Here is a 14,833-nt window from a genome sequence, read left to right as displayed (position 1 = left end):
ACCGAGGGTTGCCCAACTTACAAGCATTTCGCTTTTCTGCCGCATAAGGTGTAATTATGAAAGGAGTGGCTTGATTGATGAAAATCACAATCGCAGCAGTCGGGGATTTGTTGATGAAAAAGCCAATGATCGCCTCGGCCTCACGGGAAGGCGGATTCGCACCTATTTTTTCCAAAGTGAAACCGTATCTGCGGAAATCCGATTTAACGATAGGCAATTTGGAGACGACCTTCTCTGGCAACAATTTTCGCGATGAGCCCGGAAAACTGTTGTTCAACTCGCCGGACAAATTTGCTGCTACACTCCGGAACTTGGGCTTCGATGTATTAGGCACAGCCAATAACCATTGTATGGACGGGAAGGTATCCGGTTTGAAGCGGACATTAAACGTCCTCGATCGACACGGTCTGCGACATACGGGCACGTATCGCTCTGCCCGGGAAGCCCGCCGGAAACTGGTAATTAACGTAAAGGGAATAAAAATCGGAATATTGGCTTATACGAAAGGAACGAACGGGATCCCCGTCTCGGAGCCGTGGTTAGTCAACCGGCTAAACCAGAAAAAAATAATAGCAGACGTGCGCAGCATGAAGAGTAGAACAGATTTTATCATCGCTTGTCTGCATTTCGGCAAAGAATTTCAAACTTTTCCAGACCGCAACCAAATCCAGCTCATGAAGGTGTTGTTTAATAATGGTGTGAATGTAGTGCTGGGAGCGCATCCCCATGTGCTGCATCCGATAAGAATGTATAAGGTGAAGGATATCGACGGACGCATTAGAAATCGAGTAGCGGCGTCTTCTCTAGGAAATTTCGTATCCACCGAACTTCCCCGGCATACCGCTAGACTGCGAGGAACAATCTTGATATTAACCTTAACGAAGAATGCAAAAGGGATAACGGATGTTTTGAAAATGTCACGTGTGCCAACCCGCATTTTGCAAAATGTAGGTAAGAAAAACGTTTATCGGGTTGTGCCGGATTGATAGAACTGATATCGACAGAGGAGTTGCTAAAACCGGAAGATCTCCGACAAGGAGATCTTTTTTGTGCGGCCTGGTCGGGATGATATTAACTGTTACAGCTACCTTAAATGCAATCGACAGTTTACGTATTTACATCATAACTTACACGGCCACGGATACAGCAGGAAGCAGCAAGTCCATTTCGGCTACGGTCAAATATTCACAAGATCATTGTGTTAACAAGTAGCAATGATACGAAATAAAAGTAAAAAGATCTCCATGATCAGGAGATCTTTTTACTTTGCAAAGAGTTCATCTTGACTAGGTTTAATAGCGAATAATGCGAGAAGTGCTGCGACCGCACAAGTACCAGAAATGCAATAGAACATTAGTTGAGGTGAAAATTTTACAAGAATAGAAGCCAGTGGGGGGCCAGTTGCAACGCCAGTGAATCTCATAGAACTATAGATGGAAGTTATTGTGCCACGCTCCGCTTTTTCAATTCCTTCCGTTATTAGAGAATCTAAGCAGGGTAGAGTGACCCCAATTCCAATACCAGCAATACTAATTAGGGTAATTAACCAGTATAAGGATTGAACCTTTCCAGAAACAACAAGAGAGGCAGTTACCATTGCTACTCCACAAAAAGTAATCCACTTCATTAATTTCTTGTTTTCACCAATTTTTTTGCCTGTCATAAATGACGCAAGACATAGAGCAGCTGAAGGGATGGCAATCACACATCCTTTCCATATGCCTTTGATATGGTATTTGTCTTCCAGTGTGTCTGATAAATAAAACAGTGTCCCAAAAATAACAAACATACAGATGCAACCAATAGCGAAAATAGCTGATAACCAACGGCCATTGTTCACAAAAATTTGCTTGAGATTTTGAAGAAAGTGCCTAAACGTTACTTTTTCTTCATTCTCATCTTTTTTCTTGGGAGCCTTAACAAGAAAGGCGACTAATATTGTAGATAAGACACACAGAATCGGTATGGTAAGAAAAGGTAGAAACCATATAACGAAAGCCAGCGCAGAACCTAATATCGGACTCAGCACTTTACCTAAAGTGTTGGCTGTTTCTACAATGCCTAGGCTTTTACTGACATCACTTTCATTTTTATAAATGTCACCGACAAGCGGCAATACAATAGGGAAAGCTCCCGCAGCTCCTACACCTTGTAACGCTCGTCCTAGCATAATGACCACATAGGGATGTTCCAGCCACCAAGCTCCTAATCCGGAAATCAAACCACCTATTCCTGTAATAAGTAAACTGGGAACAATGATGATCTTTCTGCCAAAACGGTCCGACAAATACCCAGCAATCGGTATAAGTATGATAGCAACTGTAGAGTAAACCGTAATTAATAAGCTCACTTGAAACGAAGTTATATGTAATTTGTTACGAATTGAAGGTAGAACGGGAATAAGCATGGAATTTCCCAACGTCATAATCAATGGGATGGAAGCAATTGAGATAAGGCTCCATTTATTTTCTTTCAAATGCAGTACCTAGCCGTACCTAGCCTATATCTAGACATCTCAATCCAACCTTTGTCCATTCTTTCACCCATAATTCAACCTCCTCAGAGCAGCATATATGGATTAATAAATAAGTGAGCAGAAATCCTGCTCACTTATTTTATTTGACTTTTGAAATGATCTCTAAAGATTTAAATCAAAACTACGCATTTACTGTTTCAGGCCTTTTTATTTGTAGTGGAGGAGGAACAAGCCAACCTTTTTCTTTGCTCATCTCCAATATTTTAAGGCCTATTGCTGTTTTAGTTATGTGGTATTTTGCAAATAAAGCACCTATATCCACTCTGATTGATTGGCCCATAGCTTGACTGCAGGCAACTAATCCCAATGAGACGTCAGCTGCAATTTTGGCTGCAATTTCGGGATCAGCAAATCTTGCCCCGACAGGAATGTCTTCGAGCTTTACTGATGGTCGTTCTGGCAGCACTGGAATTGTGGCAATTCCGTTATCAATCAGCACTTTATCTAATTCTTTAATTTCAAGATTTGCTTGATCAATGAGACCGTCGAGTACCTTTTTAAGATCTTTGTCTCCTGAATGATTTAAATAGGCTTGATAACAGGAAACTGCTCCTTTAGCCACTGTGGATGCTGTCCATACACTAAAGATTTCCCCGTAGTGTAGAGGTTCATCTTTTGGATTACCGCTTAAAATTCCCATTTGAATTTGGCTCCTTTTATTCTAATTTAATGACTTGATTATCATACCCATGTGTCCCTTTACGATTCATGTATCCATAGATTAGCAATTACTGAATCTTGTAAACTACTTACCACACTCGTGGGCGGGTATAGTTATAACTGATATAGGATAAAGTTACTGAAAAGTGAATTTTTGACTGCTACTGTTGGACACATTACAACAGAGGTGATCACATGCGTTGTTTACTTTGCGAAAATGAGCAATTGTTAAAAGGGAAAAAAACGAAATGTTTTATATGTACTATTATCAAGCGCCGAAATTCACCTAAAATTTAAATAACTCAAGGTATGGAGGTTTTTATTGGAGTCAAACCAGGATATCGTGAATAACGCTGGGAAATAGCGTCATAATAAGTCCATCTTTTGAAAAAGGAGGATATAAACAGGATGACATCAAATAGAGGACAGCAAGGAGCTCATGGCACTGGACAAATTGTTAAGCAACTGAACAATCAAGCAGAAGCCGCAGAGCAAATTCAAGGAAGTAATAATGTAGATCAAGAAATCAATGCAGCAACAAACGAACATAGTACAGAACTGGATGAAATATTCAATAATGATAACAACTAGCCAAAGTCTATCAAAATTAAATAAGCTTACTCCTGCTGATATAGGAGTAAGCCTAAAAGCATGAAAGCTTAAAAATTCATATCTTGCAATCCTGGGCTATGCTCATTTGGCATGTCAGGTAAGTTAGGCACTGGGAATCCCATCGGTGGCGGTGTAACTAATAGCTGGCCTATATTTCTACTTGGTGATGAACCTTGGAAAACCTCACCAATGCGCGTATCATCTAAACGGAAGTTAAACTGCATATTATGATAACCCATATCTACAAATTTTCTGCATTCCGGATACTTATTAATATCGTAATTAGGAACTGGGAAAAGTTTCCCCCAATCAACGCCTAACGTTTCTAAAGCTTTAGCAAAAGCATTTTGATGTGCATTGTCTCGAACGATGAGGAACCCAATTGTCTCACGGAAAGTTTTATTGGAGCTCATCTCATAAATTCTGCTTTTTTGGAGTACACCCGTAGATTCGAGTACTAAATTATCCAATAAATCAGCAATCAAATTACCATGTGAATACACCCATGAGCCATTCCAAGGGTTTCCACCTGCATCGACGGGTAAGGAAGCTTGAGCACCGACAATGAAGTGGTGGGGATTTGCATGTTTGACGGCTTCATCAAGAGGTGCGCCATCGATACCTGCATTCCCTACACCTGTGGAGTTACCGGAATCGTTAAGCAATTGATTTATCGTATTTTGAACTAGTTCCACATGGGCAATTTCTTCTAAAAATACGCCACGGATTAAGTCGCGATATTGAGTAGCTTTTCCTCGAAAATTAGAGCTTTGAAAAAAATATTGCATCATGGTTCTCATCTCACCATAGTGTCCACCAAGGGCTTCTTGTAAAACTTTAGCTGCAGCTGGATCTGGTTGGTCTGGAACAATTTGATTAATAAGTTCTTCTTTATAATAATACATATATTCACTCATTTCCTTTGATATTGAATTCTCGAGGCTGAATTATCAAATAACCGCCTTAGAGAAGACGGTTATTTGGACAACTGTATATAGTTTTAGGTATGTTCACGATTCCGCTTTTTTAAACCAGCTAAACCAACTAACCCTAGAAGGCCAAGCCAACCCCAATTGGAATCATTGTCATCGGTAGCAGCATTAGTTCTATAAGTAGCTGTTGAATTTGTCCCGTAACTATTGGTAGTAGTCGTACCGTTAACTGAACCATATCCGTTATTTACCGATCCAGTCATACCTGCAGTATCCGCGGCACTCGATACCCCTGTACACAACAGAAACATGAAACAGATACTTAAAATAAACATAAAGGCCTTCTTTTTCATTTGGCTTCTCTCCTTCATACAATTTGTTTTGACACCTTTGTTTTATCCTATATGTAAATCATTTATACGAGTGAGAGGAGTACCAGCGAAGTCCACTAAATGGATGGGTGTAGATTGTTCGGAGAAACATATAATATTGATGTTCCAATTACTAAGATGGGTGGGCTAAAGTCATGACGAACCAAAAAAAGAGTGTTAAATCAGCAAAACAAAGAAACCAAAAACCCAATCAAAACAGTAGTGCCAAAAATCAAAGTAATAACGGTATTGATGATGCAAATATTAATTCTGGTGGTTAATAAATTTATCTAACAACTTAATAGACTCATCCAAACAACCTCACTTGAATATAGTGAGGTTGTGCTAGGTTTCAGGGACTAATGAGTTACGAGGTGTTTGATTTTAAACCACTGATAGAAAAAGATTATAATAATAAAAGTGTCAATTGCATCACCGCCATAATACATAAGCTTAGCGCCGTTTTCCGCTTGAATTGCTGAAATACCGAGTGGGGGGTTAACATAAATGGTTTTAGATAATATGCCATGAGCGGCCAGGGTAAATACAAAGATAATACCACGGTAAACGTAGCTAGTTCGATGGGGTGGTTTGTCGATGTAAATCATTGAGATCGTGAATAGGTAACCCGCAATAAATATATGTAGATGAACTATTAAATGTAAAATTGAAAACTTGTGCATGTTCGAATATAAGTTGGATGTGTATAAGATACATAGTCCACCGATGTTTAATATTGAAGCTACTGAAGGATCGCTAAACATACGAAACGGCATGCCTCTAAGTATCCGTGAGATCCAGCGAGCAGATTGTAGGGGGAGAGTCCTTAAAATAAGAGTTAAAGGTGCTGCAAGTGCAATGAAAAGGGGAGCCAGCATCCCAAGAAGTAAATGACCTATCATGTGCGCTGTGAAATTTATGTGTGAAAGATTTGCTAAAGGGCCAACAACAGATAGCGCAATACATAGTAAACCTATTAACCAGTAGATATAACGTGAGAAGGGCCATTGCTTATAGGTGCGACTGGATTTGACTGCAGCGTACAGATAAAGAAATAACACAACTAAAAATAGGAGTATGAGGATAAAGTCAGAGTAAGCGCCATTGCCATGAGAAAAATGATCATTTGCCATCCGAAGGTGCCCTCTCGACTTGGACATTAATACGGGAATGAATAGTTAAAATGATTCCAACGAAAAGCATAATTATAGCGCTGATATTCCATATGGTATCGTAAATGAAGATATTCGGGATGTAACGGATTTGATGAAGTCGCATGATTTTATGTTGGATTGTACCATCATATAGTTGGAAAAAGCCAGCCCCTAGGAGAATGCCGCCAAACCACCGTTTTAGGTATAGCGCTTTTCGACGTCGAAGATCCGCAAACATAAATAGCGATCCAACCGTCACAAACCAACTAAAAGCGTGAAACAAACCATCGGAAATCAAACCGATTTGGGTCGTGGTTTTGTCGTAGAAATGATGCCAATGCAAAAGTTGATGAAATACTGTTTCATCAATAAAGCCGACTAAACCAAGGCCAAATAATATTCCCGACCACAGATTGCGGTTAGCTGTTCTCACTTTTCATGACTCCTTTTCAAATTTTCCAGCAACATATCATACTTCTAATTTGCCCATTTTATGGTGTTGTAACCACTTATAGATTCAAGAGGATGATAAATTGGGAATAGGTTCTGACCGCTTGTTAGAGTCTTAGTGTTGTGATTACCGATACATTCACCATTAAAAAAGAGGTTAACCAGTTAAAACTGGCTAACCTCTTACAATACTGAGCTCCATTTTGTTGTATTGGCGTAACATTTTCAATGATTAGTTTTCCTAATAACAGGAAGGACGATTTGGAGCAAGTCTTGAATCATATGGCGAAGCTCGACTGAGCTCTTGGCAACAGTTTTAAATCCTCGCAATGCGCTTGTTACCAAATGTGCTAATCTCACTGGAGGAATACCGCTTGCGGCAGTAGGACACATTTCCAGCAAGTCAAGTTGAGGTGATTCGGTTAGATCTGGCGGATCCATCCTCTATCGATGAATTTTCCGCAGTCTTCATGAGTTCCAATCGTGCGCTCGATCTATTAATTTTGAATGCTGGTGTTAGTTTCCCTCCAACGATTAAAAGATGCGCGGGGATTCGATATCCATTTCGCGACGAATTACCTAGGGCATTTTCAATTAACGAATAACTTATGGGAACCGCTGAAGCGAGCAGGGAATGCTAGCGTTGTTGCTCTTTCGTCGATTGGCCATATGACAGGACCTATTGATTTTGACGATCTACATTTCACGAGGACGTACGACAAGATTGTCTCTTACGGAGAATCTAAGAGCGCATGCTCATTATTTGCTATTGAGCTCGATAGACGAGGACGAGAGCACGGAGTGCGCGCTTTTGCGGTTCATCCCGGCGCTATCCTGTCGGGATTTGCCAGACACTTGAGTAATGAGGACTTATCTGCTTGGGGCGTAAGACGGAACGAAGACGGCACCTATACGTCTTCCGGACGATTCAAAACCGCCGAGCAAGGCGCCGCTACATCTGTATGGTGCGCAGTCAGTCCGATGCTGAATGACAAAGGAGGCGTCTATTGCGAAGACGGGGATATCGTGGACGTAGTACCGGCAGTCAGTCCCCTGCAACGCGGAGTTCGTTCGTGGGCCATCGATTCGTCGTCGGCAGAAAGGCTATGGACGATCAGTGAAAATCTTCTGCACATTCCTGTTGGAACAATTCCCCAGAGTCATGATTAACACTCGCAAAAATTGAACTAAAATAATTATTAACTTGGTGAAATGGAGGGAGACTAAAAATGAAAACAGTGGAATTGGGAACATGGGTTTAAAAGTGAGAAGCATTGGAGGAATAAACAATTTCTTCATCACCCATAATAATGGTACACCTTAGAGGAATCGATGACTAATGGAATTTGAAACAATTAAGGAGCCTTGTAAAATGAAAAGATTAATAATCCCCAGTTCATTTGTTTGTTTGAGCATTGCAACAGCCATATCATTTCCAGTTTACTTCGCTCTTAAAGGAAGATGAACCACATGAGTGAATAAGCCCTGAGTCATGATCTCTGGGCTTCAATTAATAGGCTTCGGCAGCCTTGTAATAAACCTGCATATCTATCCTTAAAGCAGGCTGCCGGCATATGGCATATTCGGGAGTCTTTTTATGTAAATAAACTATGGTCAAAGAAATAACCTTACTTGTTGAAGTAGTATAGATAGCAAATGCAAATCCCCATGGCCGTAAATGGCTTGTGGGGATTTTAGGCGCGATTAGATGAGCAAAAAAATACAGCCAATCATTCGTGCTTAGAAGTGAAACGCCACTAGCGTGCAAACATTACAGAAATCTTTGATGGTACTGCCGGATTTAAAGGACAAGGTTGCATTGATTACCGGAGCAGGATCGGTATTGGACGGGTTGCCGCCGTGCTGCTTGCGCAGCAAGGAATGAAAGTATGCCTTGTGGATTTGAAGGACGACCGGCTAGAGCAGACGAAACAAGATATTAGAGTTAACAGGCGGCCAGGTTATAACGGTAGAGGTCGACATCTCCGATCCGAACCGAGTTGAACAGGCGTTCGAGCAAACGTTAAAGACCTGGGGACGGCTAGATTTTGACTTTGCAAATGCTGGCATCAACGGGGTTTTGGCGCCAATCGAAGACATGAAGCCAGAGGATTGGGATCGTACGCTTCAAAATACGCGTCAACGCCATCTGCCCGGGGTCAATTAAGACCAATATTGGAGAAAATACGCAGCCGATGCCGGAGCTTGAGAAAATTAAAATTCCGATCAAGTACCCACGAGGTAACCAGCCATTGGAACACGCGCCTGGACAGCCTGAGCAAGTTGCCAATCAGGTAGCTTTCCTTGCCTCAGAAGTTTTTAACCATATCACTGGCACGGAACTGTTCTTTGACGGCGCTGAATCGCTACTATAACTATCCCTTTTGTTGAGGAACATGCTTTGAAGTTAAATAGACGTTCACTCTATTGAGTGAACGTCTATTTAATTTCGTGTATGCAGGAAGTCCTTAGTAGTATGAAAGCGAGTCAGTCAACCCGGGGGCGTTTACGAACGGGCAGATTAGTTGAATAGTTCATAATCGGTTCTTTCTGTAATATACTGAATTGGGGTGATGAAATGGGTAAAAATGGTGATATCAGAATTATTGCTCCTATGAACGAAAACGATTGGGAATGGCTGAAAGAACAGTGGTTACAGTGGGGTGGCGATACCGTAATATCAAAAGGTAAGAAACACCATATGCATGACTTGGATGCATTCATTGCCTGGATTGATGATAAACGAGTCGGGGAAGCTGCTTATCGCCTAGGTATAAATGATTGCGAGTTAGTGAGCATTAATTCGACCGTACAAGGCATTGGTGTCGGGAGTAAATTGATTTCTACAGTGGAACAGAAGGTAAAGCAATCGGGAATAAATCGCATTTGGCTTATCACAACAAATGATAATTTGGATTCGTTAAGATTTTATCAACGATGTGGGTATCGAATAATCGCCATTCATCAAAACGCAGTTGACGAGGCTAGGAAGTTGAAGCCAACAATTCCCACAGTGGGTTATTACGATATACCGATTCATGACGAAATTGAACTAGAAAAAATACTATGATTATTAAGCTTACGAGAAACGAGTGTTCAAAAACTAGATGAAAAGGCAGCCGGATCCATGCGGATCGGTTGCCTTTTCTCAAGTAAAACGCAGATTCAATAATGATTCTATCATCTCTCCAGAAATTAGGTTATAGTTGGAAGAATTATTTGTGAGGAGAGATGCAGATGTCGGACATACAAGCAATTGTACTAGACTTGGACGGAACTTTGCTCGGCAGTGACAAATCCATATCACCTAGAAATTATAAGGCTGTTAAAAGATGTTTTGATTCTGGAATACATATTATTGTTGCCACGGCGCGACCTCCTAGAGCGGCTAATCAATTTGTAGAGAATTTTCCTTTTGTAGACTATTTTTTGTTTATTACAATGGTGCACTACTAACATGCAAGTCTAAGCAAACTCAGCGGCACATTAGTATCCCAAGTGAGATTAGCCAACAAATTAACAAATTCATAGAGTTACATGCTCCTCAATCGTTAATTTCATACGAGGTTAATGATTCATGGTATGCATGTAAACCAGTTCCCGACTCGCAGCGTGCTCAATTCGGTCTCCGTTCGACTGATCCGAACCCCCAGGTGATTGATAACGATTTTATTAGTTCACTCTCCCCAACCAAAATATTGGTTCAAGGTTATAGCACATGGAGGGATATAATTGAGAAATTCGGCGACCATGTGAATGTAATCGCAACCGATGGAGGGGAATTGGTTCAAATCATGCAAAAATCAGCATCAAAGGAAGATGCGGTGCAATGGGTGCTTAATGATATCGGGGTGAAGACAGAAAATGTAATGGTATTCGGGGATGACTATAACGATTTAGGACTATTCCAAATGTGCGGATTACCGATTGCAATGGGGAACGCGATAATTGAACTAAAAAATTGTGCTGCCCACGTAACCGATTCAAATGATAACGATGGTGTTGCTGTTGCAATTGAGAAATTTGTGTTATAGCCAATTGGATAATACTACATTAATGAAGGAGTCAGTTATGAACAAAGATGAGCTTGGGAAATTATATCCAATCACAGTTGTTCCTTACGATGCAAATTGGACTTCACAGTTTAAAAATGCATACAATTGATATCCTTGTGGAGATTCCAAAGGAAAATGGAGTAAATGAATTGATAATTAGTAAGATGACTCATAATAATTATATACACATGAAAGAGCAGAAAAATCATCTGATGTTTGTAAAAGGATATTCCCCGACAGGATTAGAAGAAGAGTCTTTCCATATACACATAGGTACAAAAGATTTAGACTTTCTTTGGGATAGAGTTTCTAGAAAAATAACCAAACTGGCGAAAGAGAGATTATAAATGATTTCTTGGAAAGTTACAGTTCCCTGGGTCAGAACGTCCAGCGCCTCTGGAATGTGAAGTTTGTCATAACATCATGTATCCATTCGATTAATTTCGTGATACAATTTGTATCGAAAAGATTGGGAAGTACGTCTACGCTGAGATCAAACCGTTCCTTCAGAAAAAAGTAGGTTTCATCAGGCTCCTATTCTTTTTAACAAATCAACAGTGTCACAGGAGGAATGTAGGCATGAAGTTGAAAAAGGTAGTACTAGGAACGATTGCAGGACTACTCCTAATAGCAGGGATAGCAAGTGCAAGCGTATCAAGCTTTACAGATTCGGGATGGTGGAGCGGAGCGGCTGAGTGGGCAAGGGAACAGGGCATTATGGAGGGCTACCCAGATGGCTCATTCGGTGGCGACAAGAACATTTCCCGTGGTGAAGTTGTCACCGTTATCAAAAACATGCATGAGAAAGGTATGTTCGAGGATCACGCGAACGGCAATACCACTGCTAGTGGTGCCGGACCTCAAGGCCCCCAGGGTGATACCGGATCAACGGGTGCTCAAGGCCCTGCCGGTCCTGCCGGACCTCAAGGCTCTACCGGATCAACGGGTGCTCAAGGACCTGCTGGTCCTGCCGGACCTCAAGGCTCTACCGGCTTAACGGGTGCCCAAGGCCCTGCCGGTCCTGCCGGACCTCAAGGCTCTACCGGCTTAACGGGCGCTCAAGGCCCTGTCGGACCTGCCGGACCTCAAGGCCCTGTCGGACCTGCCGGACCTCAGGGCCCTAAAGGTGATCCGGGAACCTCGGGTCCTTTGTTCGGCAACCCCAACATTCAAATGTCGGGAGGTAGTAGTGGTAGCAGCGTGCAAAAATTTATGGGAGAAGTATGGCTGTTTGCCGGTAACTTTGCTCCTATCGGTACTCTCGCTTGCGAAGGGCAACTACTGTCCATCTCTAACAATACGGCATTGTTCTCCCTATTAGGAACTATGTACGGAGGGGATGGTCGTACAACGTTCGGCATTCCGGATTTACGTGACTATGCGCCGGCAGGCGTAAGTTATGTCATTCAAGTTGAAGGCATCTACCCAGCGCGTTAATATATTTCTACCTAAAGTCTAAGATGCATCCTATTCACTTGTGTACACATTAAAAGGCCGGTTACCTCTCTTTTTCGAGTGGTTACCGGCCTTACTTAAATTGTGGGCATGAAACAGAACTTAAACAGTAATTTTATTTTAGCAAGCTTCAACTAACGAGAAAAGAGAGCACAATAAACGACCAGACCAATCTGCCGGTGGATCCGTGGCCTTTTCTCACCTATCGGGCAGCTTAGTTCCAGATTATGGTATACTTTGGAATTAGGTCAGGTAACCCGAGGTGGAATTTATGAGAATTACAAAGACAAAGATTATATTAGTTTTTTTAGTATTTTTCTTATTAATGTCTATCGTCTATTTTGCGAGCATTATAAAATTGTTCTTTGATACAAGAAACATCAAATCTAGTCCTGAAGCTTCAATCGAACAATATTTAAGCTCCAATACCAATGAATATAAGATTATTAATGTCAATTTAAGTGAAAAGAAGTTTAGAGACCGTATATATTTGCTTGAATGTGATTGTGACTTTAAAAATGAAAGGTACAGAGGCATTCAAAGATATAATGTTTATTTAATAGAAGATATAGGTTGGATTGTTACGAAAATTGAATTGATGAAAAATTTGTAGGTAACAAAATTTTGACGAATGAGTAAAAAAATATTAGGCAGAATTACGCAACGATGTAATATATATATACGTCTAATATGAGAAGAAACGTGGTGCATGCAAGATACGAACAAAGATAACGATCGGAGTGCTTGTTGGTATCATCGGGGTGTTGGTTATTGATTTAACGACGACAAAAATGCACTTGAAAGAAAAGATATTATCCTTCACCATTTCAAAGATTGAAGATATAAAGACGAGTTAGGTTGGGAGCTGGACTCAGTGGACGACCGGATAAATGAAAATCTAAAGAGCGTATCGTTTGGAACCCGCATAATCGCATTTTTGTTGGATTATATAATCATTTTGGGCTACATCATCCTGTTGATCGGCGTATCTTTTCTTGCACGACCGCAGTTGATTCCATTGTTTACGACAAGTCCCTTGTTGGCGGAGATTACTGGTTTTTTATTCATTACTCTGCCTGTATATCTTTATTTTGCCGTATGTGAGGGAACGAAATCTCATGCAACATGGGGTAAACGAAAAATGGGGATTGTGGTGACTGGCATTTATGGCCAACCTATTGGATTCGGATCTTCGCTTGTTCGTTCTGCCCTTAAATTCATCCCTTGGGAGCTAGCTCATTTCACCATTTGGCACATGGTAATTCCTTCTGAGTACCCCAATTATTTAATTTATTCTTTATTGGGGACGGTCTACGGTTTGGTATTTATTTACATGATAAGTCCGCTATGGAGCAAAAATAATCAAACTGTTTACGACTTTATTGCGGGGACGGTTATAAGACACAGGATTAAGGAGCACAACCAAAGATGAAGCAGCTTGTTTGTTTGGGGGTTATGGCTATACTGTTGAGTTCGTGTGTGACTTTAAAATCGCATGTTGCGACTAAGAACGCATTGGAAGAAAACGTAGATATTGTCTTGGATTCGAATAGCTGGACTACCAGTCGGTTGGAGGGATTTCATGGTACCGGCTGGATCTCCGATCATGAGATAGAGTTTGTGCAATCAGTGAAAATCGGAACAGACGAACATCATGAGCCCAAATTTAAAGATACGATGGGGATTAAGGATATCATCTCCGGAGAGGTAAGAGCAGAAAAACCTGGCATTTCCTACGATATTTATGCGGTGTCTCCCGACGGAAGGCATATCTATGTGAAGCAGAATCATATGGAGGACGAGAATCTGGTTGCCGAGCATCGGATGATCAGCCGAGATGGCGGAGAGGTGAAGGAAATCCCCAATCAGGCAGTTGCTGGCAGCGCCGTATGGCTGGATAATGAGCATATATTGTATAGGGGTGGAATTGGTGATGGAGGCGTCGTGCAGATTGATTTGCAGGGGAAGATTACACCGATGCCTGCATTAAATCAATTGATGGAACGTAAGGATACGGATACCAGAAACGTGGAACAGGTAACGAAAATAGGCGAACGTTTGTACTTTGTAGAAGTTGGTGGATTAAGTTATATCGAGATGTCACAGCTGGATAATCCTGTATTGCATACGATATATGGTGAAAGTGTAAATCGATTCTATCCCTCTCCAGATGGAGATCAGATAGCTATAGTAACGACAAAGTTCGGCAGCCAGTCAGACAGGATGAAAAGTGAACTTTTGCTGCTTGATCCAGATGGAAATCCCATAGGGAATATTTTGGAGACAGGGGAATATTTCAACAAAGTATCTTGGTCACTTGATCAATCGAAACTGACTTATGTCGTGGCGAGACACTACCCCGACAAATACGAGGTCCAAGTGGTCGATATGAAGAGGGTCGCAAACAAGATGATCTACAAAAGCGGCAATCAAGTGGCGGGCAGCGAATTGTTCTGGAGTCCAAACAGTAAACTACTGATGTTCACTGTTGACCGATCCCATTCAACTTTGGAATCGAAACCAGAAACGATTATTTACAAATTCAACTGATCTAATGTACATGCTAAAACGGCAGCCGGCATAAGGGCTGCCGTTTTCTCAACTAACA

At 41.3% G+C, this 14,833-nt stretch carries 19 protein-coding genes and 1 pseudogene; 13 read left to right on the top strand and 7 right to left on the bottom strand.

From position 1 onward, the window contains the following. Positions 1 to 77 precede the first annotated feature (77 nt). On the top strand, positions 78 to 986 hold the full coding sequence (locus tag AC58QG_RS04260) for a CapA family protein (RefSeq protein ID WP_497360856.1): 909 nt from the start codon (positions 78 to 80) through the stop codon (positions 984 to 986). A gap of 275 nt (positions 987 to 1,261) precedes the next feature. Here AC58QG_RS04260 and bcbE read toward each other — a convergent pair whose 3' ends face one another. Both bcbE and AC58QG_RS04250 read right to left on the bottom strand, forming a co-directional pair. Continuing rightward, complete coding sequence (gene bcbE, locus AC58QG_RS04255) at positions 1,262 to 2,476, bottom strand: bacillibactin exporter BcbE (RefSeq protein WP_497360855.1); 1,215 nt, start codon at positions 2,474 to 2,476, stop codon at positions 1,262 to 1,264. Positions 2,477 to 2,657: 181 nt separating this feature from the next. Then, positions 2,658 to 3,176, bottom strand: coding sequence for a DUF3231 family protein (locus tag AC58QG_RS04250; protein ID WP_497360854.1), 519 nt, complete (start codon positions 3,174 to 3,176; stop codon positions 2,658 to 2,660). Positions 3,177 to 3,604: 428 nt separating this feature from the next. Between AC58QG_RS04250 and AC58QG_RS04245 the strand changes: the two genes are divergently transcribed. Beyond that, entirely contained in the window at positions 3,605 to 3,787 is a 183-nt protein-coding gene (locus AC58QG_RS04245) for a hypothetical protein (protein ID WP_497360853.1), read from the top strand. A gap of 68 nt (positions 3,788 to 3,855) precedes the next feature. Here the strand turns inward: AC58QG_RS04245 and AC58QG_RS04240 are convergent, their stop codons facing one another. Together AC58QG_RS04240 and AC58QG_RS04235 are read right to left on the bottom strand one after the other, a co-directional pair. Next, complete coding sequence (locus AC58QG_RS04240; protein ID WP_497362776.1) at positions 3,856 to 4,713, bottom strand: manganese catalase family protein; 858 nt, start codon at positions 4,711 to 4,713, stop codon at positions 3,856 to 3,858. A 95-nt stretch (positions 4,714 to 4,808) separates the two neighbouring features. Beyond that, complete coding sequence (locus AC58QG_RS04235; protein WP_497360852.1) at positions 4,809 to 5,093, bottom strand: WGxxGxxG family protein; 285 nt, start codon at positions 5,091 to 5,093, stop codon at positions 4,809 to 4,811. A 173-nt stretch (positions 5,094 to 5,266) separates the two neighbouring features. Between AC58QG_RS04235 and AC58QG_RS04230 the strand changes: the two genes are divergently transcribed. After that, complete coding sequence (locus AC58QG_RS04230) at positions 5,267 to 5,392, top strand: hypothetical protein (RefSeq protein WP_497360851.1); 126 nt, start codon at positions 5,267 to 5,269, stop codon at positions 5,390 to 5,392. Positions 5,393 to 5,470: 78 nt separating this feature from the next. Here AC58QG_RS04230 and AC58QG_RS04225 read toward each other — a convergent pair whose 3' ends face one another. From AC58QG_RS04225 to AC58QG_RS04215, 3 genes are all read right to left on the bottom strand, one after another. Beyond that, entirely contained in the window at positions 5,471 to 6,244 is a 774-nt protein-coding gene (locus tag AC58QG_RS04225) for a cytochrome c oxidase assembly protein (RefSeq protein ID WP_497360850.1), read from the bottom strand. After that, a complete protein-coding gene (locus AC58QG_RS04220; protein WP_497360849.1) occupies positions 6,234 to 6,698 on the bottom strand; it encodes a DUF2243 domain-containing protein in 465 nt (154 codons plus the stop codon). Before AC58QG_RS04220 ends, AC58QG_RS04225 begins: the two co-directional genes overlap by 11 nt. Positions 6,699 to 6,940: 242 nt before the next feature. Beyond that, a complete protein-coding gene (locus AC58QG_RS04215; RefSeq protein WP_497360848.1) occupies positions 6,941 to 7,156 on the bottom strand; it encodes a hypothetical protein in 216 nt (71 codons plus the stop codon). A gap of 66 nt (positions 7,157 to 7,222) precedes the next feature. Here AC58QG_RS04215 and AC58QG_RS04210 point away from each other — a divergent pair, with 66 nt between their 5' ends. The 10 genes and pseudogenes from AC58QG_RS04210 (at position 7,223) to AC58QG_RS04165 (ending at position 14,775) form a co-directional block, all read left to right on the top strand. Then, a complete protein-coding gene (locus AC58QG_RS04210; protein WP_497360847.1) occupies positions 7,223 to 7,885 on the top strand; it encodes an SDR family NAD(P)-dependent oxidoreductase in 663 nt (220 codons plus the stop codon). 616 nt (positions 7,886 to 8,501) lie between these two features. Next, positions 8,502 to 9,090 (top strand): annotated as a pseudogene (locus tag AC58QG_RS04205) (SDR family oxidoreductase). 203 nt (positions 9,091 to 9,293) lie between these two features. After that, positions 9,294 to 9,785: a GNAT family N-acetyltransferase gene (locus AC58QG_RS04200; protein WP_497360846.1), complete on the top strand. Its 492-nt coding sequence runs from the start codon at positions 9,294 to 9,296 to the stop codon at positions 9,783 to 9,785. A gap of 167 nt (positions 9,786 to 9,952) precedes the next feature. Beyond that, positions 9,953 to 10,171 carry an HAD family hydrolase gene (locus tag AC58QG_RS04195; protein WP_497360845.1) on the top strand — a complete coding sequence of 73 codons (219 nt, stop codon included), beginning with the start codon at positions 9,953 to 9,955 and terminating at the stop codon, positions 10,169 to 10,171. After that, the gene (locus tag AC58QG_RS04190; protein ID WP_497362775.1) at positions 10,111 to 10,749 is read left to right on the top strand and encodes an HAD-IIB family hydrolase; all 639 of its coding nucleotides are present in this window, start codon (positions 10,111 to 10,113) and stop codon (positions 10,747 to 10,749) included. The genes AC58QG_RS04195 and AC58QG_RS04190 overlap by 61 nt, the downstream gene beginning before the upstream one ends. An 89-nt stretch (positions 10,750 to 10,838) precedes the next feature. Further along, positions 10,839 to 11,117 carry a hypothetical protein gene (locus AC58QG_RS04185; protein ID WP_497360844.1) on the top strand — a complete coding sequence of 93 codons (279 nt, stop codon included), beginning with the start codon at positions 10,839 to 10,841 and terminating at the stop codon, positions 11,115 to 11,117. Between the two features lie 232 nt (positions 11,118 to 11,349). Further along, positions 11,350 to 12,207 carry a tail fiber protein gene (locus AC58QG_RS04180; RefSeq protein WP_497360843.1) on the top strand — a complete coding sequence of 286 codons (858 nt, stop codon included), beginning with the start codon at positions 11,350 to 11,352 and terminating at the stop codon, positions 12,205 to 12,207. A gap of 289 nt (positions 12,208 to 12,496) precedes the next feature. After that, entirely contained in the window at positions 12,497 to 12,838 is a 342-nt protein-coding gene (locus tag AC58QG_RS04175; RefSeq protein WP_497360842.1) for a hypothetical protein, read from the top strand. Positions 12,839 to 13,099: 261 nt separating this feature from the next. Next, entirely contained in the window at positions 13,100 to 13,657 is a 558-nt protein-coding gene (locus tag AC58QG_RS04170) for an RDD family protein (RefSeq protein WP_497360841.1), read from the top strand. Continuing rightward, the gene (locus AC58QG_RS04165) at positions 13,654 to 14,775 is read left to right on the top strand and encodes a hypothetical protein (protein WP_497360840.1); all 1,122 of its coding nucleotides are present in this window, start codon (positions 13,654 to 13,656) and stop codon (positions 14,773 to 14,775) included. Before AC58QG_RS04170 ends, AC58QG_RS04165 begins: the two co-directional genes overlap by 4 nt. Positions 14,776 to 14,833 lie beyond the last annotated feature (58 nt).

It is taken from the genome of Paenibacillus sp. J22P169 (genome assembly GCF_059691995.1).
Note: the sequence above shows the minus strand (reverse complement) of the source record. Positions and strands in the feature narration are given on the sequence as shown.

What these genes read in the sequence shown, in the direction of transcription:
- AC58QG_RS04260 (WP_497360856.1), top strand. Translation starts at nt 78, where the DNA reads ATGAAAATCACAATCGCAGCAGTCGGGGATTTGTTGATGAAAAAGCCA.
- AC58QG_RS04250 (WP_497360854.1), bottom strand. Translation starts at nt 3,176, where the DNA reads ATGGGAATTTTAAGCGGTAATCCAAAAGATGAACCTCTACACTACGGG.
- AC58QG_RS04245 (WP_497360853.1), top strand. Translation starts at nt 3,605, where the DNA reads ATGACATCAAATAGAGGACAGCAAGGAGCTCATGGCACTGGACAAATT.
- AC58QG_RS04240 (WP_497362776.1), bottom strand. Translation starts at nt 4,713, where the DNA reads ATGTATTATTATAAAGAAGAACTTATTAATCAAATTGTTCCAGACCAA.
- AC58QG_RS04235 (WP_497360852.1), bottom strand. Translation starts at nt 5,093, where the DNA reads ATGAAAAAGAAGGCCTTTATGTTTATTTTAAGTATCTGTTTCATGTTT.
- AC58QG_RS04230 (WP_497360851.1), top strand. Translation starts at nt 5,267, where the DNA reads ATGACGAACCAAAAAAAGAGTGTTAAATCAGCAAAACAAAGAAACCAA.
- AC58QG_RS04225 (WP_497360850.1), bottom strand. Translation starts at nt 6,244, where the DNA reads ATGGCAAATGATCATTTTTCTCATGGCAATGGCGCTTACTCTGACTTT.
- AC58QG_RS04215 (WP_497360848.1), bottom strand. Translation starts at nt 7,156, where the DNA reads ATGGATCCGCCAGATCTAACCGAATCACCTCAACTTGACTTGCTGGAA.
- AC58QG_RS04210 (WP_497360847.1), top strand. Translation starts at nt 7,223, where the DNA reads ATGCTGGTGTTAGTTTCCCTCCAACGATTAAAAGATGCGCGGGGATTC.
- AC58QG_RS04200 (WP_497360846.1), top strand. Translation starts at nt 9,294, where the DNA reads ATGGGTAAAAATGGTGATATCAGAATTATTGCTCCTATGAACGAAAAC.
- AC58QG_RS04195 (WP_497360845.1), top strand. Translation starts at nt 9,953, where the DNA reads ATGTCGGACATACAAGCAATTGTACTAGACTTGGACGGAACTTTGCTC.
- AC58QG_RS04185 (WP_497360844.1), top strand. Translation starts at nt 10,839, where the DNA reads ATGCAAATTGGACTTCACAGTTTAAAAATGCATACAATTGATATCCTT.
- AC58QG_RS04180 (WP_497360843.1), top strand. Translation starts at nt 11,350, where the DNA reads ATGAAGTTGAAAAAGGTAGTACTAGGAACGATTGCAGGACTACTCCTA.
- AC58QG_RS04175 (WP_497360842.1), top strand. Translation starts at nt 12,497, where the DNA reads ATGAGAATTACAAAGACAAAGATTATATTAGTTTTTTTAGTATTTTTC.
- AC58QG_RS04165 (WP_497360840.1), top strand. Translation starts at nt 13,654, where the DNA reads ATGAAGCAGCTTGTTTGTTTGGGGGTTATGGCTATACTGTTGAGTTCG.